This window comes from Agromyces selenitireducens (assembly GCF_052748465.2).
Genome location: NZ_CM188259.1, coordinates 503,462 through 529,679, shown reverse-complemented (window position 1 = coordinate 529,679; position 26,218 = coordinate 503,462). Strand labels below are relative to the sequence as shown.

General features: G+C 72.4%; 26 protein-coding genes. 15 read left to right on the top strand and 11 right to left on the bottom strand.

Annotation, left to right across the window (positions count from 1 at the left end):
- Positions 1–14 precede the first annotated feature (14 nt).
- The 4 genes from ACULK4_RS02520 to ACULK4_RS02505 all read left to right on the top strand — a co-directional run bounded on the left by ACULK4_RS02520 (position 15) and on the right by ACULK4_RS02505 (position 4,793).
- Entirely contained in the window at positions 15–1,202 is a 1,188-nt protein-coding gene (locus tag ACULK4_RS02520; RefSeq protein ID WP_445964887.1) for a polyamine ABC transporter substrate-binding protein, read from the top strand.
- Complete coding sequence (locus ACULK4_RS02515; RefSeq protein WP_445964886.1) at positions 1,195–2,088, top strand: ABC transporter permease; 894 nt, start codon at positions 1,195–1,197, stop codon at positions 2,086–2,088. Before ACULK4_RS02520 ends, ACULK4_RS02515 begins: the two co-directional genes overlap by 8 nt.
- Positions 2,085–3,020, top strand: a complete 936-nt coding sequence (locus ACULK4_RS02510) for an ABC transporter permease (RefSeq protein WP_445964885.1) — start codon at positions 2,085–2,087, stop codon at positions 3,018–3,020. The genes ACULK4_RS02515 and ACULK4_RS02510 overlap by 4 nt, the downstream gene beginning before the upstream one ends.
- A gap of 114 nt (positions 3,021–3,134) precedes the next feature.
- On the top strand, positions 3,135–4,793 hold the full coding sequence (locus ACULK4_RS02505) for an amidohydrolase (protein ID WP_445964884.1): 1,659 nt from the start codon (positions 3,135–3,137) through the stop codon (positions 4,791–4,793).
- Positions 4,794–4,884: 91 nt separating this feature from the next.
- On the opposite strand, the gene ACULK4_RS02500 is transcribed toward ACULK4_RS02505, so the two are convergent.
- From ACULK4_RS02500 to ACULK4_RS02490, 3 genes are read right to left on the bottom strand one after another with little or no spacing between them, the layout of a single operon-like run.
- The gene (locus tag ACULK4_RS02500; RefSeq protein ID WP_445964883.1) at positions 4,885–5,505 is read right to left on the bottom strand and encodes a DUF3618 domain-containing protein; all 621 of its coding nucleotides are present in this window, start codon (positions 5,503–5,505) and stop codon (positions 4,885–4,887) included.
- Positions 5,502–5,987, bottom strand: coding sequence for a phage holin family protein (locus ACULK4_RS02495; RefSeq protein ID WP_445964882.1), 486 nt, complete (start codon positions 5,985–5,987; stop codon positions 5,502–5,504). The genes ACULK4_RS02500 and ACULK4_RS02495 overlap by 4 nt, the downstream gene beginning before the upstream one ends.
- On the bottom strand, positions 5,987–6,727 hold the full coding sequence (locus tag ACULK4_RS02490) for a hypothetical protein (protein ID WP_445964881.1): 741 nt from the start codon (positions 6,725–6,727) through the stop codon (positions 5,987–5,989). The genes ACULK4_RS02495 and ACULK4_RS02490 overlap by 1 nt, the downstream gene beginning before the upstream one ends.
- A 279-nt stretch (positions 6,728–7,006) precedes the next feature.
- Here ACULK4_RS02490 and ACULK4_RS02485 point away from each other — a divergent pair, with 279 nt between their 5' ends.
- Positions 7,007–7,966 (top strand): TIGR03557 family F420-dependent LLM class oxidoreductase, encoded by a 960-nt coding sequence (locus ACULK4_RS02485; RefSeq protein WP_445964880.1) that lies wholly within the window; start codon positions 7,007–7,009, stop codon positions 7,964–7,966.
- Positions 7,967–8,010: 44 nt separating this feature from the next.
- Here the strand turns inward: ACULK4_RS02485 and ACULK4_RS02480 are convergent, their stop codons facing one another.
- Positions 8,011–8,229 (bottom strand): Rossmann-fold NAD(P)-binding domain-containing protein, encoded by a 219-nt coding sequence (locus tag ACULK4_RS02480; protein ID WP_445964879.1) that lies wholly within the window; start codon positions 8,227–8,229, stop codon positions 8,011–8,013.
- 54 nt (positions 8,230–8,283) lie between these two features.
- The gene (locus ACULK4_RS02475; protein ID WP_445964878.1) at positions 8,284–8,874 is read right to left on the bottom strand and encodes an NAD-dependent epimerase/dehydratase family protein; all 591 of its coding nucleotides are present in this window, start codon (positions 8,872–8,874) and stop codon (positions 8,284–8,286) included.
- Between the two features lie 209 nt (positions 8,875–9,083).
- On the opposite strand from ACULK4_RS02475, the gene ACULK4_RS02470 reads away from it, so the two are divergent.
- Together ACULK4_RS02470 and ACULK4_RS02465 are read left to right on the top strand one after the other, a co-directional pair.
- Entirely contained in the window at positions 9,084–9,428 is a 345-nt protein-coding gene (locus ACULK4_RS02470) for a winged helix-turn-helix transcriptional regulator (protein WP_445964877.1), read from the top strand.
- A gap of 176 nt (positions 9,429–9,604) precedes the next feature.
- Positions 9,605–11,122, top strand: a complete 1,518-nt coding sequence (locus tag ACULK4_RS02465; protein WP_445964876.1) for a helix-turn-helix domain-containing protein — start codon at positions 9,605–9,607, stop codon at positions 11,120–11,122.
- A gap of 54 nt (positions 11,123–11,176) precedes the next feature.
- Here ACULK4_RS02465 and ACULK4_RS02460 read toward each other — a convergent pair whose 3' ends face one another.
- Complete coding sequence (locus ACULK4_RS02460) at positions 11,177–11,716, bottom strand: helix-turn-helix transcriptional regulator (RefSeq protein WP_445964875.1); 540 nt, start codon at positions 11,714–11,716, stop codon at positions 11,177–11,179.
- 121 nt (positions 11,717–11,837) lie between these two features.
- Here ACULK4_RS02460 and ACULK4_RS02455 point away from each other — a divergent pair, with 121 nt between their 5' ends.
- Positions 11,838–12,962: a serine hydrolase domain-containing protein gene (locus tag ACULK4_RS02455; protein WP_445964874.1), complete on the top strand. Its 1,125-nt coding sequence runs from the start codon at positions 11,838–11,840 to the stop codon at positions 12,960–12,962.
- Between the two features lie 46 nt (positions 12,963–13,008).
- On the opposite strand, the gene ACULK4_RS02450 is transcribed toward ACULK4_RS02455, so the two are convergent.
- The gene (locus tag ACULK4_RS02450; RefSeq protein WP_445964873.1) at positions 13,009–13,815 is read right to left on the bottom strand and encodes a glycoside hydrolase family 16 protein; all 807 of its coding nucleotides are present in this window, start codon (positions 13,813–13,815) and stop codon (positions 13,009–13,011) included.
- Between the two features lie 118 nt (positions 13,816–13,933).
- Here ACULK4_RS02450 and ACULK4_RS02445 point away from each other — a divergent pair, with 118 nt between their 5' ends.
- From ACULK4_RS02445 to ACULK4_RS02435, 3 genes are all read left to right on the top strand, one after another.
- Positions 13,934–15,382, top strand: a complete 1,449-nt coding sequence (locus ACULK4_RS02445) for an NAD(P)/FAD-dependent oxidoreductase (RefSeq protein ID WP_445964872.1) — start codon at positions 13,934–13,936, stop codon at positions 15,380–15,382.
- Entirely contained in the window at positions 15,379–15,756 is a 378-nt protein-coding gene (locus ACULK4_RS02440; protein WP_445964871.1) for a cupin domain-containing protein, read from the top strand. Before ACULK4_RS02445 ends, ACULK4_RS02440 begins: the two co-directional genes overlap by 4 nt.
- 191 nt (positions 15,757–15,947) lie before the next feature.
- On the top strand, positions 15,948–16,502 hold the full coding sequence (locus tag ACULK4_RS02435; RefSeq protein WP_445964870.1) for an MOSC domain-containing protein: 555 nt from the start codon (positions 15,948–15,950) through the stop codon (positions 16,500–16,502).
- A gap of 163 nt (positions 16,503–16,665) precedes the next feature.
- Here the strand turns inward: ACULK4_RS02435 and ACULK4_RS02430 are convergent, their stop codons facing one another.
- The 3 genes from ACULK4_RS02430 to ACULK4_RS02420 form a co-directional block, all read right to left on the bottom strand.
- Positions 16,666–17,391, bottom strand: coding sequence for a winged helix-turn-helix transcriptional regulator (locus ACULK4_RS02430; RefSeq protein WP_445964869.1), 726 nt, complete (start codon positions 17,389–17,391; stop codon positions 16,666–16,668).
- A 13-nt stretch (positions 17,392–17,404) separates the two neighbouring features.
- Positions 17,405–17,875, bottom strand: a complete 471-nt coding sequence (locus ACULK4_RS02425) for a VOC family protein (RefSeq protein WP_445964868.1) — start codon at positions 17,873–17,875, stop codon at positions 17,405–17,407.
- A gap of 100 nt (positions 17,876–17,975) precedes the next feature.
- Entirely contained in the window at positions 17,976–19,592 is a 1,617-nt protein-coding gene (locus tag ACULK4_RS02420; protein ID WP_445964867.1) for a PucR family transcriptional regulator, read from the bottom strand.
- Between the two features lie 255 nt (positions 19,593–19,847).
- Here ACULK4_RS02420 and ACULK4_RS02415 point away from each other — a divergent pair, with 255 nt between their 5' ends.
- The 3 genes from ACULK4_RS02415 (at position 19,848) to ACULK4_RS02405 (ending at position 24,855) form a co-directional block, all read left to right on the top strand.
- Positions 19,848–21,386 (top strand): CoA-acylating methylmalonate-semialdehyde dehydrogenase, encoded by a 1,539-nt coding sequence (locus ACULK4_RS02415; RefSeq protein ID WP_445964866.1) that lies wholly within the window; start codon positions 19,848–19,850, stop codon positions 21,384–21,386.
- 153 nt (positions 21,387–21,539) lie between these two features.
- On the top strand, positions 21,540–22,991 hold the full coding sequence (locus tag ACULK4_RS02410) for an aspartate aminotransferase family protein (protein ID WP_445964865.1): 1,452 nt from the start codon (positions 21,540–21,542) through the stop codon (positions 22,989–22,991).
- A gap of 376 nt (positions 22,992–23,367) precedes the next feature.
- On the top strand, positions 23,368–24,855 hold the full coding sequence (locus ACULK4_RS02405) for a flavin monoamine oxidase family protein (RefSeq protein WP_445964864.1): 1,488 nt from the start codon (positions 23,368–23,370) through the stop codon (positions 24,853–24,855).
- Here ACULK4_RS02405 and ACULK4_RS02400 read toward each other — a convergent pair.
- Positions 24,852–25,646 (bottom strand): Pr6Pr family membrane protein, encoded by a 795-nt coding sequence (locus ACULK4_RS02400; RefSeq protein WP_445964863.1) that lies wholly within the window; start codon positions 25,644–25,646, stop codon positions 24,852–24,854. The genes ACULK4_RS02405 and ACULK4_RS02400 overlap by 4 nt on opposite strands.
- A gap of 214 nt (positions 25,647–25,860) precedes the next feature.
- Here ACULK4_RS02400 and ACULK4_RS02395 point away from each other — a divergent pair, with 214 nt between their 5' ends.
- A complete protein-coding gene (locus tag ACULK4_RS02395) occupies positions 25,861–26,196 on the top strand; it encodes a hypothetical protein (protein ID WP_445964862.1) in 336 nt (111 codons plus the stop codon).
- The last annotated feature ends 22 nt before the right edge of the window (positions 26,197–26,218 follow it).

Below are 26,218 nucleotides of genomic sequence, written 5' to 3'. Positions count from 1 at the left end.
ACCCAAGGAGCGACATGGCCGAGAAGCCCACCCCCATCCGGATCCTCGCGAGCGCCGAGCAGGTGCCGATCATCAAGCGCCAGCTCGACCGCCGCAGGTTCCTCGGCCTCGCCGCCGCCATGGGCGGCACCGCCTTCCTCGCCGCATGCTCGACCGGCGGCGGCCAGACGTCGTCCGCCCCCGTCGCGACCGGCGGCGAGCTCGAGGACTCGCTGAGCATCTACACGTGGGGCGACTACGACTCCCCCGACGTCGTCGCAGCGTTCACCGACGAGCTCGGCCCGCAGGTCACGTTCGACTCCTACGGCTCCAACGAGGAGCTCATCTCCAAGCTCGTCGCGGCCAAGGGCACGTCGGGCTACGACCTCATCGTCCCGACGGGCGCGTTCATCCCGCAGATGATCGAGAACGGCATCATCCAGAAGCTCAACAAGGACCTGCTGCCGAACCTCGAGTACATGGACCCGGCGTTCCTCGGCCGCAGCTGGGACCCCGAGAACGAGTACTCGGTCTGCAAGGCCTGGGGCACGACGGGCTTCGTCTACGACAAGACCGTCATCACGCGAGAACTGAAGGACTGGAACGACTTCCTCGACGCCGCGCAGAACGAGGCGAGCGGTCGCACGAGCGTGCTCGACGATCCCGCCGAGGTCACGGGCCTGTACTACTGGGCGAACGGCATCGACTGGAACACCACCGACGAGGCCCAGATCGACGCGTGCGAGGACTTCATCGTGAACACGCTGGCCCCGCACATCTCGGCGTTCGACTCGTACCCCGGCGGGCAGGCCATCCCGCAGGCCACGCAGGCGCTCATGCAGTCGTGGAACGGCGACGCCCGCATCGGCATCATGGAGAGCCCGGACCCCGACCGCTGGCAATGGGTGCTCGGCGCGCCGCAGACCGAGCTGTGGATGGACAACTGGGCGATCCCGGTCGGCGCACCCAACCCGGAGGCCGCGCACGCGTTCATCGACTTCACGATGGTCCCGGAGAACCAGCTCCTGCAGGTCGACTACATCGGCTACCACACGGGTGCGGCGGGCATCGAGGAGGCCGCGACCGAGGCCGGTCTCGAGATGCTCGACCTGGTGTTCTTCACCGAGGAGCAGATCGCGACCATGAACGACGGCGAGGTGAACGAGGCGCAGCAGCGCACCGTCGACATCTGGAACAAGGCGAAGGCCGCTGCGGGTGCGTAGCCTCCGCCTGCCGGGCTTCGCCCTCGCGATCCCCGCGTGGGCGTGGCTCGTCACGTTCTTCGTCGTGCCGGTCGGCGCGGTGCTGTACTTCAGCTTCGGCTACAAGCCGGGCATCTTCGGCACGCACGCGACCGACGTGCTGTCGTTCGACCGGTACGCCGAGGCGCTGTCGCCGACGTTCTTCGACGTGTTCCTCAACACGCTGTGGGTGGGCATCGCCGGAACGCTCCTGTGCCTCGTGATCGGGTTGCCCGTGGCGTACTGGATGGCGGTGAAGACCCCGCCGAGCCGTCGCGGGCTCCTGATCGCCCTCGTCATGGTGCCCTACTGGACGAACTTCCTGGTGCGCACGATCGGCTGGCAGATCATCCTCGCCCCCGAGGGATGGATGTCGGAGCTGCTGCAGACCGTCGGCATCACCGACGGCCCGCTCGCGATCCTCTACACGCGGACCGCAGTGCTCATCGGCGTCGTCTACAACTACCTGCCGCTCATGATCCTGCCGCTGTTCGTCGCGTTCGACCGCGTCGGACCGGCGCTGCGCGAGGCGTCGAAGGACCTCGGCGCCGACCGCGTGCGCACCTTCCTGCGGGTCACGCTTCCCCTGGCGCGCCCGGGCATCATCGTGGGACTGCTGCTCGTGTACATCCCCCTCATGGGCGACTACATCACGGCCACGGTGCTCGGCGGCGCGCAGGGCAACATGGTGGGCCAGCTCGTCGCGAGCCAGTTCCAGGCGGCGCAGAACTGGGCGCTCGGCTCGGCGATGGCCGTCCTGCTCATCGTCGTGATCATGGTGTCGGCCGCCGCCATCGGCCTCGCCATCTGGCTCGTGTCGCTGCCGTTCCGCGCCCGCAACCGCGTCGTCCTGGAGGTGACCGAATGACCGCGACCGCTCCCGAGACCGTGACGGATGCCGCGTCCGGCCGGCCCGCGGCATCCGCTGCCCCGCAGGTCGCCCGCCCGCCGGTGCGCCGCCCGAGGCGCTCGGGCGTCGACCTCGCGCTCACCGTCTGGAGCGTGCTCGTCTTCCTGTTCCTGTTCGCGCCGATCATCGTGATCATCGTGTACTCGTTCAACAACGGACGACTGCTGATCGCGTGGAACGAGTTCGGCCTCGAGCCGTACCGCGCGCTGTGGGAGAAGCCGGCCGTGCGCGACGCGGTCGCCGTGTCGCTGCGCACGGGCGCGATCGCCGCGGTCCTCGCGACGTTGCTCGGCACGCTCGCCGGCATCGCCCTCGCCCGGAAGCCCGGGAGATGGGCGCTGTGGTTCATCGGCCTGCTGCTGCTCGTGTCGGTCACGCCCGAGATCGTCGACGCGGTCGCGCTGCTGCCGTGGCTGGTGTTCCTCGGCCAGGACGCGGGCCTGTCGATGTTCAACGACGGCACGACCCGACTGGTGATCGGCCACTCGCTGTTCTCGACGGCGGTGGTCACGTACATCGTGCGCGCCAGGCTCGTGGGCCTCGACCAGCAGCTCGAGGAGGCGTCGGCGGACCTGTACGCCGGCCCGCTCACCACGTTCCGCCGTGTCACGCTGCCGCTCGCGATGCCGGCCGTGCTCGCGGGCCTGCTGCTCTCGTTCACGCTCAGCCTCGACAACACCGTCATCTCGGCGTTCGTGCAGGTGTCGGGCTCGACGCCGTGGCCGGTCTACGTGCTGAGCGCGCTGCGCGGCGGACTGCGGCCCGAGATCGCGGCCGTGTCGACCGTGATGCTGCTGCTGACGCTGTTCGCGCTCGCGCTCGTGGCGGTCGTGCTGAAGCGCGCGGGCGACTCGGCGACGCAGATCGCCCGCACGATGACCGGCAACTGAACCCCACCGCCCGTGCGGGTCGAGGAGGCCGCAGGCCGTCTCGAGACCCAGCCCGGATCTCGAGACGCGGCCTTCGGCTGCTCCTCGGCCCGCAGACGAAAGGACCCTTCACACATGACCGACGCCGACCTCGTCTTCACCGGCGGGCCCGTCTTCACCGCCGACACCGTGCGCTCGCGTGCGAGCGCCGTCGCCGTCCGCGGTGGCCGCATCCTCGCGGTCGGGTCCGAGCACGACGTGCGCGACCTCGTCGGCGCGTCGACCGAGGTCGTCGACCTGCGCGGCCGACTGCTGGTGCCGGGCTTCCAGGACGCGCACGTGCACCCGGTCTGGGGCGGGCTCGATCTCATGCGCTGCGACCTGTCGGAGCTCGCGACCGAGGCAGACTACCTCGAGCGCATCGCCGCGTACTCGGCCGAGCACGCCGATGACGAGTGGGTGCTCGGCGGCGGATGGTCGATGTCGGCGTTCCCGGGCGGCACCCCGACTGCCGCCGCACTCGACCGCGTCGTGCCCGACCGGCCGGCGTTTCTGCCGAACCGGGACGGGCACGGCGCCTGGGTGAACTCGGCCGCGCTGCGACTCGCGGGGATCGACCGCGGCACCCCGGACCCTGCGGACGGCCGCATCGAGCGCGACGCCGACGGCGACCCGACCGGCACCTTGCACGAGGGCGCGATGGCGCTCGTGAACCGGCTGCTCCCGGAGACGAGTCTCGAGACGCTCACCGAGGCGCTGCTGCTCGGCCAGCGATACCTGCACTCGTTCGGCGTCACCGGCTGGCAGGACGCGATCGTCGGCAGCTACGGCGACGCCGGCGATCCGGGCCCGGCGTACCTCGCGGCCGCGGCATCGGGTCGCCTCACGGCGCGTGTCGTGGGCGCGATCTGGTGGGACCGGAACCGCGGGCTCGAGCAGATCCCCGACCTGCTCGACAAGCGCGAGCGGTACCGCGGCGGCCGGTTCGCGGCCACGAGCATCAAGATCATGCAGGACGGCGTCGCCGAGAACTTCACCGCGTCGATGCTCGAGCCGTACTGCGACGGCCAAGGGCACTTCACCGACAACTCCGGCATCTCGTTCGTCGACCCGGCACTGCTGAACGCGGCCGCGGCCGAGCTCGACGGGCTCGGGTTCCAGTTGCACTTCCACGCGATCGGCGACCGCGCGGTGCGCGAGTGCCTCGACGCCGTGGAGCACGCGATCGCCGCGAACGGGCGGAACGACCACCGGCACCACATCGCGCACATCCAGGTCGTGCACCCCGAGGACGTGCCGCGCTTCCGCGAGCTCGGCGTCGCGGCGAACATGCAGTCGCTGTGGGCGGCGCTCGAGCCGCAGATGGTCGAGCTCACGCTGCCGTTCCTCGGCTCGCCGCGCGACGCCTGGCAGTACCCGTTCGGCGACCTCCTGCGCGCCGGCGCGGTGCTGGCCGCGGGCAGCGACTGGTCGGTGTCGACCCCCGATCCGCTCGCGGCCATCCACACCGCCGTGAACCGGACGGCGGCACCGGCCTATGCGGAGGGCGAGTACGAGGCGTTCCTGCCCGAGCAGGCCATCGACCTCGCCACGTCGCTCACCGCGTACACCGCCGGCTCGGCGTGGGTGAACCACCTCGACCGGGTCACCGGCACGATCGAGACGGGCAAGTACGCCGACCTCGTGGTGCTCGACCGCGACCCGTTCGCGGGACCGGCCGACGAGATCGGCGCGACGCGAGTCGAGCAGACGTTCGTCGAGGGCGAGCGCGTCCACGCGGCATCCGACGCCTGATTCGAGCGGATGCCGCGGTGCAGGTCATCCGCGACACGGGGAGACCCGCCGGCCCCTGCTCGAAGGGACCGGCGGGTCCTCGCCGTACCGGCTAGTACGGGTAGGTCTGGCCGGTGCCGGACGGCTGGACGCTGTCGGGCTGCTGGCCGGCGCCGGACTGCTGGTGCTGCGCAGCGTCCTTCACGTCGGTCGCGGCACCCTGGCCCTCGGCCTTCACGTGCTCGGCCGCCTCGCCCGCACGCTCCTTGACGGACTCGGCGGCGGCCTTCGCCTCGGGCTTGAGGTGCTCCGCGGCATCCTGCGCCACGTGCTTCACCTCGTCGACCAGCGGCTGCGCCGCCTCCTTCGCCTTCTCCGCAGCCTCGCGCTCGTGGCGCGACGCCGGGATGAGCGACGAGACCAGCCAGGCCGCCCCGAAGACGATCAGCCCCGCGGCGACCGGGTTGCCCCGGGTCGCCGAGGCCACGCGGTGCGGCGCTTCGCCGACCGCCTCGCCCGCCGAGTGCATCGCACCCGAGGTCGAGTCCGCGGCGTCGTGGGCGCTGCCCATGACCGCGTCCTTGGCACGACGGAAGGCGTTCCTCACCTTGCCGGCCTGGCGATGCACCGCCTTGCCGGGGTTCACCTTGTCGGCGAGGGCGTCGACGTCCTGGCCCAGCTCGAGGCGGGTCCGCTCGATGTCGGAACGGATGGCGTTCGGATCGGTGCTCATCGGTTCTCCTCATTCCTCTTCAGCGTGTCGGGGATCCTCTTCAGGCTGTCCGCGGTGCGGGGCAGGCCCTGGACCCGGTCGAACTCCTTCTTGCCCGTGAACCAGAGCACGGCGGCCACGATGCCCCAGAGCACCGCCACGATGACCGCGGACCAGCCCAGGCTGTCGATCAGGTCGCCGAGACCCCACCACAGCGCGACCGACAGGAAGAACAGCGTGAACCATCCGGCGACGCCGGCGCCGCCGTACATGCCCGCGCCCTTGCCCGCCCGCTTCGCGGACTGGGTCGCCTCGGCCTTCGCCAACTCGACCTCCTGCCGCATGAGCGTCGAGAAGTCGCGGGTGACCTCGGCGACGAGGTCGCCGAGCGAGGTGTTCGCGGCCTTCTGCTCGGACGGCGTCGGCGCGTCCGTCGGCCGCACGTCGGCCGCCCGGGCTCCGACCGGCGGCGATTCGTAGCCGCCCACGTGTGCGCCGCTCATCACGGCGCTCCCGTCACGTCGCCCCGGCGGGTGTCGCCGCTCGGGATCGGCTCGACGTACGGCTCGGTCCCGGTCACTCCCGTGCGCGGCGCAGCGCCGCCGGCGGTGCCGGGCTCGGCGACATGCGCGCGGGTGCCGTTGCCGTACGAGCCCGTGCCGTCGCCGTACGCGCCGGTGCCGTCGCCGTACGCGCCCGCTCGGTAGCCGCCCGCGCCCGCGGCGCCGGCCCCGTACGCTCCCGTGCCGTAGGCGTCGCCGGTCGGCCGCGTGCTCGTCGTGTCGTCGTCATCCGACGACGCGAGGGAACGGGTGAGGCGACCGATCACGACGCCGGCGCCCGCGGCGATCGCGAGGAAGACGCCGGGCCGTCGCCGGGCGAATCGCTTCACCTCGTCGAGGAGATCCTGCGGCTCGCGCTGGTCGAGCCAATTCGCGACCGAGTCGGCGCGAGCACCGACGTTCTCCACGACGTCGCGGGCGAGCCCGGACTGCGTCGAGTTCGCGGCCATCTCCGAGAACTGCGAGCCGACGTCGCGGATGCCGCCCGCGGCGCGGTGCTGCTGCGTCGACGCCTGCGAGCGGACCTCGCTGCCGACGCGGTCCGCGAGGTTGCGGACCTGGTACTTCGTCTCCGACGCGACGTCGCGCGCCTCCTGCTTCGCGGTGTCGGCGACCCGATGGCCGGCCGCACCCGCCTCGTGCTTGAGGTCCGGATTCCCGGTTCCTGCGGTGTTGACCATGTCTGCTCCTTCCGACGGCGAGGAGCGCGCGGCTCCTCGTCAGGATGTGCTCGACCACGCTAGGAGGGCGGTTCTCGGGTCCCAAGGGTCTTGCGCCGGCGAGCGACGGAGCGTATAACCGCGTGGCGCGCGCGAGTCGCCGACGCGTCGACGGATGGGGAGTACACCCCCGGGCGCGGCGACGCAACCGGGTCCCGTGCGATCCGCCGTCGGGGTAGCGTCACGGGTTCACCGAGGTCGTCGCGGGCGCATGCCGTGCCCGCGCGGGAGGGAGCCCGGATGACGGTGCAGTTCGGCTACAAGCTCGCGGCGGAGGCGTTCGGACCGAAGGAGCTCGTCCGGCAGGCGCGGCTCGCCGAGGAGGCCGGCTTCGACTTCGTCGAGATCAGCGACCACTTCCACCCGTGGCTCGACGTGCAGGGTCATTCGCCGTTCGCCTGGTCGGTGCTCGGCTCGATCGCGGCATCCACCGAGCGCATCGGGCTCGCCACGGGCGTCACCTGCCCGACCGTGCGGTACCACCCGGCGATCATCGCGCAGGCTGCGGCGACGCTCGCCGTGCTGAGCGACGGCCGATTCACGCTCGGACTGGGCTCGGGTGAGCGGCTGAACGAGCACGTCGTCGGGCACGGCTTCCCGTCGGTGAGCGACCGGCAGGCGATGCTCCGCGAGGCGATCGAGATCATCCGCCTGTTGTGGTCCGGCGGCTACCAGTCGTACGACGGCGAGTACCTCGCGCTCGAGGACGCCCGGATCTTCGACCTGCCCGACGAGCTGCCCCTCATCGCGGTCGCCGCTGGCGGTCCGCAGGCCGCCGAGCTCGCCGCCGAGGACGGCGACGCCATGTTCGGGACCGACCCCGACGCCTCGCTCATCGAGGCGTACCGGGCGTCCGGCGGCAGCGGCCCGCGCTACGGCGAGGTCGGCGTCGCGTGGGCGCCCGATGCGGAGACCGCGGCGCAGGCCGCGCACGAGACCTCGCGGTGGTCGCTGCTCGGCTGGAAGGTCATGAGCGAACTGCCGAACCCGGCGAACTTCGAGGAGGCATCCGAGTTCGTCCGGCTCGACGACGTGCGCGAGCACGTGCCGTGCGGGCCCGACCTCGACGCGCACGTCGCGGCCGTCCGCGCGTACGAGCGGGCCGGCTACGACCGGATCGCGATCATGAATCTGGGTCCCGACCCCGACGGCTTCATCGACTTCTTCGCGAACGAGCTGCGGCCCGCACTCACGGCCTGAGCCGGTCGGAGCGCGGACCGGAGCCGGGGTGTTCCGTCGGGCGCTCAGGCCGCCCGGTCGGCGCGAACGAGGTCGTCGATGATTCCCCGGTGCTGCGGCTCCCAGCCGAGCGTTCGGGCGAATGCTCCAACGGCCGCCTGGTCGAGGAGGAGCGCGTCGGCGAAGGCGGCGCCGAGTCGCTCGCGAGTGGCATCCGCCGACTCGGGCGAGACGCCGGCAGGACCGGCGAGCTCCTCGGCGATCCGGCGCACGGTCGTCGGCACGCCATCGGAGGCGATGACCCGCCTCAACGGCCCGTCGTGCTCGAGCGCCGTCACCTAGAGCCGGGCCAGGTCGTCCACGTGCACCCACGTCCAGTGCTGCGAGCCGTCGCCGATGAGCCGCAGTGCGCCCTCGGGGGTACGCGGTCCGTCGGCGATGAGACCGACGAGCCCGCGGCCGTGACCGTAGACCACGCCCGGTTCGACGATCCGAGCGTCGACGGATGACGCGAGCAGCCGCTCCTCGAGCGGCACCCGCCAGGCGACGAGGTCGGGCGCCGCATTGAGCGCGCCCTCCTCCCGGAGGTCGTCGCCCGAGCCGCGGATCCAGATGCCGCTCGTCAGCACGACGCGACCGCGGCCGCCGCCGAAGGCGCGGATGGCGGCCTCGATCACCGCCGCGTTGAGTTCGTCGGCGCCCTGCTCGGGCGCGGCGGCGTGCACGAGCGCGTCGACGTCGGCGAGCGCGGCTGCGGTCGCGTCGATGTCGAACAGGTCGGCCTCCACGGGCGTCGCGCCCCGCGCGGCGACGGCAGTCGCGGCGCGGTTCGTGCGGACGGCCGCCCGAACGTCATGTCCCGCGCCGACGAGCGCGTCGAGCACGGCTGATCCGATGAATCCGGTTCCCCCGGTGAGCAGAGTTCTCATGGACCGGGACGCTACGGGAATGCCCCTCGGTTACTTCAACGTTCCCGTCACTGGACCCGTCCGCCGACGCCGCCGTCGTCCGGGATCCCGCGCCGAATGGAGGAGCCATGGCGACCGTCGCCCCGATGCCCCGCACCGACCTCACGTCGAGCGCCCCCTGCGACGTGGGCGCGCGCGACGTCCTGGACCCCTAGTGCCCGAGCCGCGTCGTGCTCGGCCGCATCGGCGAGCGCTGGTCGATGTTCGTCATCCTCGCTCTCGCGGGCGGCACCCTGCGGTTCACCGAGCTGCGGGCGAAGGTCGGGGACGTCAGCCGGAAGGTGCTGACCGAGTCCCTGCGCGCGCTGGAGTCCGACGGCCTGGTGAAACGCCGCGCGTGGGGCGGCTCACCGCCGCGCGTCGAGTACTCGCTGAGTCCCCTCGGTCGATCGCTGCTCGAGCCGATCGAGGCGATACGCCGGTGGGCCGAGGCGAATGTGCCCGAGGTGCTCGCCTCGCGCGAGCGCCGCCTCATGGCCGAGGAGGACGCCCTCCTCGGCCGCCTCGGGGGCTGAGTCGTCGGATCAGGAGCACACCTCGCCCAGGCCTCGGCAACCACGGCGGAAATCCGACGGTTTTTCTCCCGTCCGTCAGTGGCGAACAGCGCCCGGTGGGTTGCCGACCGCCCATAACGCGGAAGTTCGCGGAGAGTTCGGTTTGCGACTTCCGCGTGCTCATGTGAGCATGAGGCATGGTCACCGCCGATCGCGTCCGCCCCGCAGCACTCGCCGCGGCCCCCGCCCGCCTCGTGGGCGCGCCGCCCGAGCCCGCACCCGATGAGGTCGACGCGCTCACGCTCGGGCGCCGCATCCGCGACCGCCGCCTCGCCGCCGGCCTCACCCTCGGCGAGCTCGCCGCCGCGATCGAGCGTGCGCCGAGCCAGGTCTCCGCGATCGAGAACGGCAAGCGCGAACCGCGCCTGTCGATGCTCCGCACGATCGCGCTCGCGCTCGGCACGACGGCCGACGAGCTGCTGCGACCCGACGCGCCGTCGGAGCGCGCGGCCCTCGAGATCGCCGTCGAGCGCGCCCAGCGCGGCCCGGTGTTCTCGGCGCTCGGGCTCGAGCCGTTCCGCGTCGCGAAGACGATGAACGACCAGACCCTGCAGACGATCCTCGCGCTGCACAACGAGATCGACCGCCTGCACCGCGAGCGCGCCGCGACGCCCGAGGAGGCGCGCCGCGCCAATGCGCAGCTGCGAGCCGAGATGCGCGCCCGCGACAACTTCTACCCCGAGCTCGAGGCGAAGGCCGCGGAGCTGCTCGAGGCGGTCGGCCACAGCGGCGGCCCCGTCTCCCACCAGCTGGTCGCCGACATGGCGAGCCACCTCGGCTACTCGCTGCACTACGTCGGCGACCTGCCGCACTCGACTCGGTCGGTGACCGACAAGCGCAACGGCCGCATCTACCTGCCCACCCAGCAGTCGCCGTCGCGCGACTCCCGCTCCCCCATCCTGCAGGCGCTCGCGAGTCACCTGCTCGGCCACGAGGAGCCCGGCAACTACGGCGACTTCCTCCGCCAGCGGATCGAGACCAACTACCTCACCGCCGCCATCCTGCTGCCCGAGCAGGCCGCGGTGCGCTACCTCACCGAGGCGAAGAACCTCCGCCGCATCTCGATGGAGGAGCTCCGCGACCACTTCGCGGTCTCGTACGAGACCGCCGCGCACCGGTTCACGAACCTCGCGACGGCGCGCCTCGACATCCCGGTGCACTTCATGAAGGTGCACGAGTCGGGCACCATCATCAAGGCGTACGAGAACGACGCGGTGCGCTTCCCGTCCGACGCGCTCGGCGCGGTCGAGGGAACCACGGTCTGCCGGCAATGGACGGCGCGCACGGTGTTCGACGTCGAGGACCGCTTCACGCCCTACTCGCAGTACACCGACACGTCGACGGGCACGTTCTGGTGCACCTCGCGCATCGAGAAGGCCAAGGAGGGCGAGTACTCGGTCTCCGTCGGCGTGCCCTTCGAGCACGTGAAGTGGTTCCGCGGACGCGAGACGCCGCGCCGCTCCGTGTCGCGCTGCCCCGACGAGTCGTGCTGCCGCCGGGCCCCCGACGAGCTCGCCGGCAAGTGGGCGGATGCCTCGTGGCCCGCGGCCCGCACGCCGACCTCGCTGCTCGCGGCGCTGCCGACTGGCACGTTCCCGGGCGTCGACCAGACCGAGGTGTACCAGTTCCTCGAGGCGCACGCGCCCCGCGCGTGACGCCTGCCCTCCTCTCGGCCGCGCTCCCCCTCCCCTCCGAGGGGTCGGCGCGGATCAGCCCTCGCGCTCGGCGAGCTCGCGGAACCACGCGAGCGCGGCGCGGTGCGCCATGAGCCCGTAGTCGAGCGTCGCCCGCTGGTAGCGGAACACCGCGCGGTACTGCTCCGGCACGTCGTCCGCCTGCGCGTCGAGCACCCCGGCGAACTCGTCGAGGCTCGCGAGCTCGCGTTCCACCTCGCCCACGATGCGGTCCAGGATGTCGCGGCGCTCGGCGGGGTCCTCCACCAGCCCGAGCAGGAACAGCCGCGAGAGCGCGGCGACCTCGAGGTCGCCGCCCGTCAGCGGCGATCGGATCCAGGCGTGGAACGCGCGCTCGCCGGCATCCGTCACCGAGTAGTTCTTCTTGTTGCGCCCGCCCTCGGTGGTCTCATGCACCGTGACGTGGCCGGCCGCGAGCAGTCCGCGGAGGGCCGACTGCAGGCTGCCGAAGCTCGCCCGGTAGAACAGCGACGGTCCCCGTTCGAACTGCTTGTTGAGCGAGTACAGGGTCTGCGGCCCCAGCAGCATCAACAGCCCGAGGATCACGTGACCCATCCGATCCGCCCTTCCGAGGTCGCGCGGGCGACCCTTGCCGCTCGCCTCGCCACCGACTATATTCCTGTTCGTGATATCCCGCTTCGTGATATCACGATCCGGGACGAGAGGATTCTCGCAGATGACCGCCGCCACCGACTTCGCCACGCGCCTCGATCGCCATCTCGACCGGGTCGCCTCGCGACGTCGCGAACTCGGGCCTCCCCAGGTCGCCGTGAGGGCACCTCGTCTCGGAATCGACTACCGCTTCGGCGATCCCGAGACCCGGTTCCACACCGCGAGCGTCGGCAAGCTGTTCACCGCCACGCTCGTCATGCAGGCCGTGGCATCCGGCGCGTTCTCGACCGAGACGCCGGTCAGCCGGCTGCTCCCCCGCGACGAGCTCGACGGGCTGTTCGACACGACCGGGTCGACGGATGCCGCAGGCGGCGCCACCGTGCACCACCTGCTCACCCACACCGCGGGCGTCGCCGACTACTTCGAAGGCGCCGTCACGAGCGGTCCGACGATGCTCGAACTCGTCCTCGACGAGCCCGACCGGTTCTGGACTCCCCGCGAACTGCTCGACTTCAGCCGCGAGCGCCAGCGCCCCGTCGGCCGGCCGGGCGCCCGCTTCGCCTACTCCGATACCGGGTACATCCTGCTCGGGCGCGTGCTCGAGGAGGCGACCGGTCGCGCGTTCCACGACCTGCTGCACGAGCGCGTCTTCGGCCCGGTCGGCATGGAGGACAGCTCGCTCATGTTCCACTCGCGGTGCGCGCGCGACGGCGGACCGGCGCTGGAATCGGCCGGCGCGGCCGGCGCGGCCGGGCGATCCGGCACCGTCATCGCGCCCGTCCGCCTCGGTCGCCGTGAGGTCGGCGACCACCTCAGCCTGAGCTGCGACTGGGCGGGCGGCGGGGTGGTGGGCACCCCGCCGGACCTCCTCGCCTTCAGCGACGCGCTCCACCACGGCCGGCTCATCAGCCCGGAGCACCTCGCGTACCTGGCCGAGCCGCGCAACCGGTTCCGCCCCGGCATCCGCTATGGCGCGGGCATGATGCAGGTGCGGTTCGAGGGGCTGTCGCCGTTCCTCCGCGGGATGCCGCGACCGGTCGGTCACATCGGCATCCTCGCCACGCACGTCTTCCACGACCCGGTGCACGACGCGGAGATCGCGATGAACTTCGGCTCGACGCGAGAGATGGTCCGCAGCTTCCGCACGCTCGTCGAGATCGAGTGCGCCCTGCATCGCGCGAGCCGGTGACGGATGCCGCGGCGGCCGGTCCCGCGACCGCCGCGGCCCCGCGCGCTCACGCGGCGCGGTACCCCCGCACCGCGTGCACGGCGAACGACTGCGGGTACGACGCGGTCGCGGGCGGCTCGGGCGGGAACGCGAACACGTCGAGCATGAGCTGCATGGGGTACTGCGGCGACTGCGCGACGCGCTTGCGCACGAGCCCGTCGATCGAGAACACGACCTCGTCGGGGCGCCAGTCGACGGTGTAGGTGTGGGGTTCGCGCACGTCGTCGTGCACCCGGACCTGCTCGAAGTCGTCGGTGATCGTCGGGTCGCGGAACGGGTGCACGCCCATGCCGACGAGCGCGCTGCCGTCGTCGGCGATGTCGCGGCCGAAGACCTCGAACACGCAGATCTCGGCGGACTGCTCGGGCTCCTCCTCGAGGCCGATCATCCACAGCGCGGCCATGGCGTGCTCGTCGATGCCGTCGATCGCGGCGACGATCTCGACGCGGCCGAACTGCGGCGTGAACAGGCGCCGGTCGCCCTGCGCCTCGCGCACCACGAGGCCGTCGCGGAACGGGTGCTGACCGGCCTCCGAGCCGACCGGGCCCGAGCGGACGGCGGTCTGCAGGTTGGAGACCTGCGTGGTGCCGTCGTACTCGGCCGACCACGACGGCTGGTCGGCGTCGACCCGGAGGCGGAGCACGCCGTCGGCCACGTCGTAGCGGGCGCGGGTGCGTTCTCGGCTGGACCACTGGGGCAGGTAGTGCGGGATCCACTGGGTGAGATCGAGCTCGGGCCCCGAGAGGTCGGCGTCGAATTCGAGCAGGTCGGGAGCGGGCGGCGGCACTGGCGGGGCGGGCGGCACTGCGGGCATGCGGTCGATCCTCGCTTAATCCTCCGACACTCGCACGCATCATCCACAGGCGCTGTTGTCCACGCGTCCAATATGAGGCATCATGGTGGCATCCGTACCGACTTGGAGTGATCCCGCCATGGGAACGACCGTCTTCGAACGCCGCAGGCCCGCGGCATCCGTCATCGACCGCAGCCTCGCCGACACCAGGCAGTCCGTGTTCTGGATCGACGACCTGCCCGACGCGGCGAAGCCCGCCCGGTCGCGCCTCGAGGGCGTGCGCGCCGCCGACCTCGCCATCGTCGGCGGCGGCTACACGGGCCTGTGGACGGCCGTGCTCGCCAAGCGCGCGAACCCCGACCTGCACGTCGTGCTCGTCGAGGCCAAGCGCATCGGCTGGGCGGCATCCGGGCGCAACGGCGGGTTCTGCGAGGCGAGCCTCACCCACGGCCGCGAGAACGGCCTGAACCGCTGGCCCGACGAGCTCGACGAGCTCGACCGGCTCGGGCTCGCGAACCTCGACGCGATCGAGGCGTCCGAGGCCGAGTTCGGCATGGACTTCGAGTTCGAGCGCAACGGCTCGCTCGACGTCGCGGTCGAGCCGCACCAGGTCGAGTGGCTGCACGAGGCCGCAGCGGATGCCGCGAGCCGGGGCGACGACTCCGTGAAGCTGCTCGACGAGCACCAGGTGCGCGCCGAGGTCGACTCGCCCACCTACCTCGGCGCGGTGTGGAACACGCGCACGAGCGCCATCCTGCACCCGGCGAAGCTCGCCGTCGAGCTCGCACGCGTCGCCGAGGAGGCGGGCGTCGAGATCTTCGAGCACTCCCCCGTGAGGCGACTCGACACCCCGGGGTCGACGGGCGCCGTGCAGCTCGTGACCGAGCACGGACGCATCGACGCGACCCGCGCGGTGCTCGCGACCAACGTCTTCCCGTCGCTCCTCAAGCGCAACCGGCTCATGACGGTGCCCGTGTACGACTACGTGCTGATGACCGAGCCGCTCACGGCCGCGCAGCAGGCGGCGATCGGCTGGGCGAACCGGCAGGGCGTCGGCGACATGGCCAACCAGTTCCACTACTCGCGGATGACGCGCGACGGCCGCATCCTGTACGGCGGCTACGACGCGATCTACTACGCGGGCGGCCGCATCCGCGACCGCTACGAGGACCGACCCGAGAGCTTCGAGCGCCTCGCGAGCCACTTCTTCACCACCTACCCGCAGCTCGAGGGCCTGCGCTTCAGCCACAAGTGGGCGGGCGCGATCGACACGTCGACGCAGTTCACGGCGTTCACCGGACTCGCGCGCGACGGCCGGGTCGCCTACGCGTCGGGGTTCACGGGACTCGGCGTCGCCTCGACGCGCTTCATGGCCGAGACCATGCTCGACCTGCTCGCCGGCCGCGACACCGAGCGCACGCGCCTGAAGATGGTGGGCACCCGCCCGCTGCCGTTCCCGCCAGAGCCCGCGGCATCCGTCGGCATCAACCTCACGCGCTGGTCGCTCGACCGCGCCGACCACGACCTCGGCCGGCGCAACCTGCTGCTCAAGACGCTCGACGCGCTCGGGCTGGGGTTCGACTCGTGAGCGGCGACGCGCTCACCCGGCTCGTCGCGGGTGCGGTGACGGATGCCGCGGCGCTGCCGCTCGACCACGAGCCGGTGCCGGCCGACCAGGTCGTCGCGGGCACGCCGACCACGGGGTACGCGCCGCTCGACGAACCGGGGGGCGCGGACGCGGCCGGCGAACTCGGCGTCTGGGAGATGACACCGGGCGCGATGCGCGACACCGAGGTCGACGAGGTGTTCCTCGTGATCGCGGGTCGCGCGACCGTCGAGTTCGTCGACCCGGCGCTGCCGCCCATCGAGCTGCGCCCCGGCTCGATCGTGCGGCTCGACGCCGGCATGCAGACGGTCTGGAAGGTCGCCGAGACGCTGCGCAAGCTCTTCATCGCCGGCTGAGCCGCGGCGCTCCGCGCCGCACGCCGTACACGCCCGAACGCCCATCTGCCGTTCACAGGAGAATGAACGATCTACAGGACGCTCCCCGCGGAACGGTCCTGTGGATCGCGGATTCTCCTGCACACGGGGTGCCGACCGGGAGCCGCCCCGCGAGGCGGTGGACGACGCACATGCGGCCGCATACTGGATCGATGAGATCCGAGCGGCCGGTCCCCGCGGTGTTCGCGGTCGCGCGCGACGACCGCCACCGGTTCACCAAGCCGCTCCGCGACGAGATCGTGCTGGTGACCGGTCACGGGATCGAGGGCGACGCGCATGCGGGCGAGACGGTGCGGCGACGTTCCCGTTTCCGCGGAACGCGGACCGAGCCGAACCTGCGGCAGGTGCACCTCATCCAGCGCGAGCTCTTCGACGAGCTCGCGGTCGAGGGGCACGAGGTCGCACCCGGCGAGCTCGGCGAGAACGTCACGACGACGGGGATCGACCTGCTCGTGCTCCCTCGCGGCACTCGCCTGCGACTCGGCGACTCGGCCGAGATCGAGCTCACGGGCCTCCGCACGCCCTGCGTGCAGCTCGACCGCTTCCAGCCGGGGCTCATGCGACGGCTCATCCGTCGCGAGCGCGGCGGTACGCGCCTCCGCGCCGGAGTCATGGCGGTGGTCGTCGAGGGCGGCGTCATCCGCCCGGGCGACGCGGTCGTCGTCGAGCTCCCGGCCGAGCCGCACGAGGCGCTGCCCCGCGTCTGATCCGCCACCGGCACCGCCGCCGCCTCCCGCTGTCCCGATGACAGGAGGATCCGCGATCTGCAGGCGCATTCCGCGAATCCGTCCTGCAGGTCGAGGGATCTCCTGTGAACCGCCGGGGCTGAGCCGGTCCGGCGCGCGCAGCGCCGGCCGGGCCGAGGCGCGATCAGGCGACGGATACCGCGGCGCCGGCGTCCGCGGCATCCGGAGGCCCGACGGGCTCGATGCGGAACGTCCGCCGGAACCGCTCCACCGACTCCAGGTCGCCCGCGAGGATCCGTACGGATGCGGCCTCCAGGTGGCCGGCCAGCAGGTCGGCGAACTCCGCCGGCTCCAGCGCCACCTCGAGGCTCGCCTCGAAGGCGGCCTCGGGCGCCGAACGGGCCGGCTGCGGCAGCGCACCCGGGCCGATCGGCACGACGTCGAGCGTGCCGCCGACGACGACCGCCGCGACGGATGCCTCGGCGACGTGGAGCACGTACTCGGTCGGCGGCGCCCCCGCCGCGGCATCCGCTCGGAACGCCGCCCGCAACGCGGTGGCGAGTGCCTCGCGCGTCAACTGCTCTCCCTCGGCCGGCTCGCCCAGCAGCGACCACCCCCACCGTTCGAGGGCGGCGACGACGGGCTCGAGCTCGCGCCCGAGCGCCGTGAGCTCGTAGCCGCCGCGCACCGTGGGGACGCGACGGACGACGCCGGCCTCCTGCAGTTCCTTGAGCCGGTCGGCCAGGATGTTCGTCGGGATGCGCGGGAGCCCGGCCTTCAGGTCGCCGTAGCGGCGCGGGCCGACGAGCAGGTCGCGGACGATGAGCAGCGCCCACCGTTCCCCGACCCGCTCGAGGGCCCGCGCGACGCCGCCGTACTGGCCGAAGCCTCGGGCGGCGCGGGTCGCCATGCGCTCGGCCCGGTCAGGACGAGGCGGCGCCGGACGCGCCGGCCCCGGCCCCGTGCTCGGCCATGTAGGCCTCGGGGCCCATCTCGGCCGCGGCGGGCTCCATGTAGAGGTAGCCGAGGATGTTGCCGTCCGGGTCCTCGAGGTCGCGCGAGTACATGAACCCGTAGTCCTGCGCCTCGCGCGGCTCGCTGCCGCCGGCCGCCAGCGCCGTCGACATCATCTCGTCGACCGCCTCACGGGACTCGCAGGTGAGCGAGATGGCCACCTGGGCCTGGGTCTTCGGGTCGATGATCTGCTTGTCGGTGAACGTGCCGAGGAACTCACGCGTGAGCACCATGAAGTACACGTTGTCGTCGAGCACGACGCACGCGGCGTTCTCGTCGGTGAAGTTCGGGTTGATGCGGTAGCCGAGCGCCTCGTAGAACGCCTTGGAGCGGTCGAGGTCGGTGGTCGGGATGTTCACGAAGATGTTGGTCGCAGCCATGGTGTCCTCCAGTGACGGATGCGGGTGGTTGTGTGATGCGCCCAGCTTGCTCTTTGCAAGTGCACTTGTCAATAGCAAGTAACGGATGCCGCGGCGAACCTCAGCGCGCGCCGCCGCCGCCCCGTCGGACGAGCAGCGCGAGGTGCAGCGCCGTGAGCGTCTCGCCGTCGTCGAGGTCGGCGTCGAGCAGGTCGCCGATGAGCGCCAGCCGTTGGTAGAACACCGACCGCGACAGGTGGCTGGCCTGCGCTGCGGCCGTGCGGTTGCCCGGGTGCGCGAGCATCGCGCCGAGCACGTCCAGCAGGTCGCCGCCGCGCGCGAGGTCGTACTCGATGAGCGGCGCCAGCATGCGCTCGCCGAGCTCCTGCAGCCGGTGGTCGTCGCGCAGCGCGGTCACGAGGCGCACGAGCGGGCGGTCCTCCGAGCGGCGCACCACGATCCCGCGCGCCTGCCGAGGCAGGGGCGTGGCGGCGAGGTCGATCGCCTCCTGCACCGACACGAGGAGGCCGTCGAGGTCGCCGGCGCGCGAGCCGATCGCGAGCGACGTCGGCGCGGCATCCGTCACCCCGGACGCCGGACCCGACCCTGCGCCGGACCCGACGAGCGCCGCCGCGAACCCGCGCGCCGCCGCGTCGTCGAACCGCGTGCCGGCCGGCAGCGACAGCAGCACGACCCGAGCGGATGCCGGTGCGCCCCCGCCCTCCGGCCGACCCTCGAGTGCGCGCCCGACGAGCGCCCGCGCCGCGGCATCCGCGTCACCGCCGCCGCCCACGCGACCGGTCAGCACGAGACCGTACAGGTCGGCGCCCGCGACCGGCAGGCCGGCCGCCTCGAGCCGCGCCGTCGCGCCGCCCGACGCGGCGAACCGCCCCGAGAGCAGGTGCTCGACCAGCCGCTGCCGCCCGATGCGCCCCCAGGTGTCGTCGTCGCCGTCGGCGAGGCGGCCGAGCGCGAGCGCGATGGCGCCCTGCTCGAGCACGCTCGTGCGGCCGGCCGGATGCGCGGGGCCCGGCAGCGCGACGAGGTGCCCCCATCGGATGCCGCGCGCCTCCACCGGCACGATCAGCCATTCGTCCGATGAGCCTGCCGACCGGGCCGCGGAGCCGGCGCGACGGTGCGCGTCGCGCGAGCGCAGCTGCCATCCGCCGAGCATCGCCTCCTCGGCGTCGGGCGGGAGGTCGGCCGCGACGACCTCGTGCGCGAGGTTCTCGAGCACGACCGGCGCGCCCAGGGTCTGCGCGAGCTGCTGCACGATGTAGTCGGCGGGCGCACCGCGCAGCGCGAGCGCCGTGAATCGCTCGCGCACCTCGTCGCGTGCGTGCAGCGCCGTGGTCTGCTCGGAGATGATGCGCCGGTGCACCGCTTCGGTGAGGGCGACGAACTTGACCTCGCGGTGCAGGGCGGCGAGCGCGAGCCCGTGGTCGGCGGCAGCCCGGACGATCACCGCGGGCACGTACCGGTAGTGCACGCCGAGCTCGAGCACGAGTCCCGCGATGCCCACCTCGACGAGTCCGGCGATGAACGCGCGCAGCTCGTCGGGCTCGGCGGGCCAGCCCGACCCGGTCGACAGCAGCAGCTCGCCGCCGTTCAGCAGCCGGGCGACGCCGGCGCTGTCGGAGACGTGCACCCAGCGCACACGCGCGTCGAGCGCCCCGTCGTCCACGAGCACCTCGGGCACGCCCGCGGCGACGGCGTCGAGCGCGAGGATCTCGCCCACAGTGGGGAGGGCATCGTCGCCCGCCGCGCTCGCCGACGCCCCCTCCGGCCGAGCCGGACGATCCGTACGATTCAGGCGGGGTTCGCGACGCTCTGGCACCGGCTTCTCTCTCCTGCTCTGCAAAACTGGGAGACACCAGCCTAACCAGCGCCCGGTCGATCTGTCCGATCCCGGCGCCGACAGTGATCAGACCGTGACGGATGCCGCGGCATCCGTCGACACGACCCGCACCACGACCCACCCAGAAGGAGCACCATGAGCCTCGTCCAGGACACCGTCGCCGGCCCGGAGGCCGTCGACGCCCCCGCGACCGCCCTCGTCCGCCACCTCATCGCCGGGCAGGAGGTCGGCGGCGCCGACCGCACCGGCCCCATCTACAACCCGGCCACGGGCGAGGTCGCGCGCCGCGTCGCGTTCGCCTCGACGGCCGAGGTCGAGCAGGCGATCGCCGCCGCGAAGGCCGCCCTCCCGGGCTGGCGCGCGACGGGCCTCATCAAGCGGGCCGACGTGTTCTTCAAGCTCCGCCACCTCCTCGTCGAACGGCAGGACGAACTGGCCGCGATCCTCACGAACGAGCACGGCAAGGTCCTCTCCGACGCGAAGGGCGAGATCAGCCGGGGCATCGAGAACATCGAGTTCGCTGCGGGCCTCGTGCACCTCCTCAAGGGCGAGCGCTCCGAGCAGGTCGCGCGCGGCGTCGACGTGCACCAGGTCAAGCAGCCGGTCGGCGTCGTGGGCGCGATCACGCCGTTCAACTTCCCCGTCATGGTGCCGCTGTGGATGGTCGCCTCGGCCATCGCGTTCGGCAACACGGTCGTGCTGAAGCCCTCCGAGAAGGACCCGAGCGCGTCGGTCTTCCTCGCGAAGCTCTTCCGCGAGGCCGGCCTGCCCGACGGCGTGCTCAACGTCGTGCACGGCGACAAGGTCGCAGTCGACGCGATCCTCGACTCCCCCGACGTGAAGGCCGTCTCGTTCGTCGGCTCGACGCCGATCGCCCGCTCGATCTACCAGCGCGCGTCCGCGAACGGCAAGCGCGTCCAGGCGCTCGGCGGGGCCAAGAACCACATGGTCGTCATGCCCGACGCCGACCTCGAGGGCGCAGCGGATGCCGCGGTGTCGGCCGCGTACGGCTCGGCCGGCGAGCGCTGCATGGCCGTCTCCGTGCTGGTCGCCGTGGGCGACGTCGCCGACGACCTCGTCGAGGCGGTGCGCTCGCGCATGGCCGCGCTGAAGATCGGCGACGGCACCGACCCCGCCAGCGAGATGGGCCCGCTCATCACGCGCGAGCACCGCGACAAGGTCGCCTCGTACGTCACGGGCGCCGCGGCCGAGGGCGCGACGGTCGTCGTCGACGGCACGCAGCAGGCATTCGACAACGACGGCTTCTTCGTCGGCGTCTCGCTCGTCGACCACGTGAAGCCCGGCATGAAGGTCTACGAGGACGAGATCTTCGGACCCGTGCTCTCGGTCGTCCGCGTCGAGACGTACGACGAGGCCGTCGAGCTCATCAACGCGAACCGGTTCGCGAACGGCGTGGCGCTCTTCACGCGGGACGGCAGCACGGCACGCCGGTTCGAGTTCGACATCGAGGTCGGCATGGTCGGCGTGAACGTGCCGATCCCCGTGCCGATCGGCGCCTACTCGTTCGGCGGCTGGAAGGACTCGCTGTTCGGCGACTCGCACATCTACGGCCCCGAGTCGGTGCACTTCTACACCCGCTCCAAGGTCGTCACGACGCGCTGGCCCGAGCCGAGCGAGTCGCAGATCAACCTGGGCTTCCCGAGCAACCACTGACCCCATCCACAATTCAGGAGCGGACCCCGGCAACCCCCTGCGGAATTCAGGAACACGCTCGGTGGCCAGCCTGGTCGCGCGCCGTTTCCGTCGCCGCTCCGGGCGCATGAACGCCGCCGTTCCTGGATTCCGAGACCGAACGGAGCCGATGAGATGACCGACCTCCTGAATTCTGAACCCGCCACTGCGACGGCGACCGAGGCGACGGATGCCGCGAGCACCGCGTCGTACGTCGACCGGCGCGGCACGCGGCATCCGCTGCCCGACGTCGCCGCCGAGGCGCAGGTGCGCGCCGACGACCGCGCCCACGTGTTCCACTCGTGGAGCGCGCAGGCCCTCATCGACCCGCTGCCCGTCGCCGCGGGCGAGGGCTCGACCTTCTGGGACTACGCCGGAAACGCCTATCTCGACTTCTCGAGCCAGCTCGTGAACCTCAACCTCGGGCACCAGCACCCCGACCTCGTCGCAGCGATCCAGGAGCAGGCGGGTCGCCTCGCGACCATCCAGCCGGCACTCGCGAACGACGTGCGCGGCGAGCTCGCCCGGCGCATCGCCGAGGTCGCGCCAGGCGACCTCGACAAGGTGTTCTTCACGAACGGCGGCGCCGACGCCAACGAGCACGCGGTGCGGATGGCGCGCGCCGTCACCGGCCGCCGCAAGGTGCTGTCGATGTACCGCAGCTACCACGGCGGCACCGCGACGGCGATCTCGCTCACGGGCGACCCCCGCCGCTGGGCGAACGAGCCGAGCGACGGCAGCGTCGTGCACTTCCTCGGGCCGTACCCGTACCGCTCGTCGTTCCACGCCGACAGCCCCGAGCAGGAGACCGAGCGCGCGCTCGCGCACCTCGAGCAGGTCATCACGCTCGAGGGCGCGAACACGGTCGCGGCGATCATCATCGAGACCGTCGTCGGCACCAACGGCGTGCTCGTGCCGCCGCCCGGCTACCTGCAGGGCGTGCGTGAGATCTGCGACCGCCACGGCATCGTGTACATCGCCGACGAGGTCATGGTCGGCTTCGGGCGCGTCGGCGAGTGGTTCGCGGTGAACCACTTCGGCGTGACGCCCGACCTCATCACGTTCGCGAAGGGCGTGAACTCGGGCTACGTGCCGCTCGGCGGCGTCGTGATCTCGCAGCGGATCGCGTCGCACTTCGACACCGTCGCGTTCGCGGGCGGCCTGACGTACTCGGGCCACCCGCTCGCGTGCGCAGCGGGCGTGGCGACGTTCGAGGTGTTCGAGCGCGACGGGATCCTCGAGCGCGTACGCGACCTCGGCTCGCGCATCGTCGAGCCGCGGCTGCGCGAGATGGCGGAGCGGCATCCGTCGGTCGGCGAGGTGCGCGGTCTCGGCCTGTTCTGGGCGATCGAGCTCGTCCGCGACCGCGGGACGCGCGAGCCGCTCGTGCCGTTCAACGCGAGTGGGGCGGATGCCTCGCCGATGGCGAAGGTCGCGGCGGCGTGCAAGCAGGCGGGTCTCTGGCCGTTCGTCCACTTCAACCGGATGCACGTGGCCCCGCCGCTCGTGATCTCGGAGGAGGAGCTCGTGCGCGGCCTCGACATCATCGACGCGGCGCTCGAGGTCGCCGACGCCGAACTCGGCTGACACCGCCGGCGCTCCGGGCTCCGACGCGCGGGACGCCGCGTGGCGGATCCCCGGGCGCGTTCAGCCGGCGCGCGCCCGGCGCGCGCCCGGTTCCGCGTGAAGCACTTCCGCGGGATGGCCGCCGAGCGCCCCTCCCAGCGCGGATTCTCGTGCGTCTCCGCGGTGAATCAGTCGTCTCCGCCGTGAATCAGTCGGTCTCCGCGGTGAACACCGGCGATCTCGGCCCGCAACCGCAGGATGAGACGCGTCATACGGCTCGCCTGGGCCGTGTCGCCCGGCTCATCCTGCGGTTGCGGACCGGCGGAGGCTGCCCCGGCCGGGCGCCGCCCCTGCAGCGCACGCGGCGCGAGCGGCCCGAGCGGCTAGCCTGAGGCACATGGACGCTCGGGGGCCCGCCGATGGGATGCCGCGGCGTGCGTTCCTCGCGGCCGCGCTCTCGGGTGCCGCGCTCACCCTGGCCGCCTGCACGGACGGCGGTCCGGCGCCGACCGCCTCGCCGGCGCCGACGGCGACCCGCACGCCGGCACCGGCCCCGGGCCCGGGCGTCGTCCCGCAGCCGGTCGCGTTCCACCGCTCGCGCTGGAGCGCCGACCCATTCGTACGCGGTGCCTACAGCTTCGACGGCGTCGGCGCGTCCGCCGAGCTGCGGACCGCACTCGGCGAACCGGTCGAACGCCGGCTGGTGCTCGCAGGCGAGGCGACCTCGACGACCGCCCCCGGCACCGTGCACGGCGCCTACAACGAGGGCCTCCGTGCGGGGCGCGCGATCGCCGACCTCGCCGACGAGGGCGACCGCGTCGCGATCGTCGGCGCTGGCATCGCGGGGCTCGCCGCGGCCCGCACGCTCGTCGACCTCGGCTTCGACGTGGTCGTGATCGAGGCGTCCGACCGGCTCGGCGGCCGCCTGCGTTCGGTCGACGACGACGACTTCAGCGGTCCCGTGGAGCTCGGCAGCCCGTTCGTGTCCGACCGGGCCTCGATGCGTTCGGTGCTGCGCGAGGCCGCGGTGGCGACGCGGCAGTTCACGCCGCTGCTCGAGGCGCGCACCCCCGACGGCGTGAGCCTCGGCGAACCGCCGGCGACCGGCGGCGAGGCGATCGCCGCGGCCCAGGCGTGGGCGCTTGCGCAGCCGTCGGACGTGTCGCTGACGACCGCGCTCCTCGACTCGGGCGTGGTGCCGTTGCCGCCCGAGCCGGATGCCCTCGGCCTGACGCCGACCGACTGGCTCCGCCACGCGCTCGCGACCGGCGTCGAGCCGGCGACCGGCGCGACGCCGTCGCGCCTCTCGGCCCAGCGCTTCGACCCGCAGCGGGTCTGGCGCCCGACCGGACTCGTGACGAGCGGCTGGACCGGCCTCGTCGACCTGCTCACCGACGGCGTCGACATCGCGGGCGGGAGCGTCGTCACCGACGTCGCGGTCGACGGGGAGGGCGTGGGCCTGCGCCTCGACTCGGGCGAGTCGGTGCGCGTGCAGCGTGCGATCGTCACCGCCTCGGTCGGCGTGCTCCGGACCGACACGATCGCGTTCGACCCGCCCCTGCCGCTGCGGCACCAACGCGCGATCTCGCTGCTCGGCATGGGCGCGGTCGACCTCGTGTGGCTCCGGTTCGACACGCCGTTCTGGCGAGGCGCGACGGATGCCGCGGGCGTCCCGCTCCCGCGCACGTACTCGCCGAACGTGCTCACCCTCGCCGGCGCGACCCCGACCGTCGCGGCCTGGCTCGAGCTCGGCGAGGATCCTCGGTCGCCCGTGCTCGTGGGCATGCTCGCCGCCGAGCACGCCCGCCGCGTCGCCGCGGTCGAAGACGACGACGAGGCCCTCGCGATCATCCTGGAGGCGCTCGCGCCGTTCGCGGTGGGCTAGCGGCGGTCCGCGCCGACCAGCCACTCACCGGGTGAGGCCGGCGCAGTGGCTGCGCCGGCACGTTCGACGGCGTCCCCTTCCTCGACGTCGAGCCGCCTGCGATGCACCCGGCGGCGGACCCCGCGCCGCTCGAGCCGACGGTGCACGGCGACGAGGACCGAGGTGATGGCCACGAAGATGAGGAGCACGATCGCGCAATAGGCGAGCACGCCCCCGAACCCGCCCACCTGCGACCCGTCGAGGAAGAAGTAGGGGTACCAGCCGATATCGGCCCCGCGCAGCAGCGTGTAGGCCAGCCACGCCGAGGGCAGGATGAGCACGTAGCCGATGGTCGACCACGGCACGGGCGGATTCACGGCGAGGGCCGCGTCGATGGTCCACGCGATCAGCGCGAGCACCGGCACGACGAAGTGCAGGAGCGTGTCCGACCACGGCACCTCGAGCCGGTAGTCCCGGCCCGAGGCCTGCAGGGCGATGAGCGCGAACACGATCCCGGAGACGAGCAGGTACACGGTGACCATGGTGCGGAACGCGCCGAGCCAGATCGGGTCCTTCGGCCGGAACCACGCGAACCAGGCGGCGATGAGGAGGGTCGCGACGGCGAGCAAGGCCGACTGGATGGTGAAGTAGCTGAAGAAGTTCACGGATGCGAACAGCGGGAACCGCAGCACGTACTGGTAGTTGCCGATGAGCGCGACGATCTCGAGCACCGCGATGCCGAGGCGGAACGCCCCGAGTGCGCGCCTCGCGGTCGTCACCCCTGCGGCGGAGCCGGTGACGGTCGCTGGCATGCCCTCACGTTACGCGCCCGGCGGGGTCGGACGCTGGGCGCCCCGCCCGCTCGCGCCCGCTTCCACCGCCCTCGCGTCCGGCGCGCGCGGGCATACACGGCCGGCGGCCCCACGCGCAACCGGCCGCGCTTCGCCGGGCGCCGTGGCTAGGCTTGCGGCCGTCGAGGGACCGGTTCCCTCGTCGTGGTGCCCCCACACCGAACGGAGACCCCCCATGCTCACCCTGTCCTGGCTGCTCGTCATCGCCTTCGCCGGCGGCATCCTCGCGCTGGTCGACGGCATCATGCGCGCTCGCGGGCGCGGCTCCAACGTGGTCGCCATCATCGAGATCATCGCGGCGGTGCTGTTCCTGCTCTCGCTGTTCTTCCCCGGCATCCCGTTCGGGTCGCTGATCCTCGGCATCATCCTCGCGATCGTCGTGGCGGTGCAGCTCTTCATGCGCGGCAGCACGCGGCGGGGCGGCATCGCGCTGACCGTGATCGCGCTCGTGCTGATCGTGCTGTGGATCGTGCTGTCGCAGGGGTGGATCGTCATCCCCGGCGTGAACTGACGCGCGCGACCGAATGGCCCGG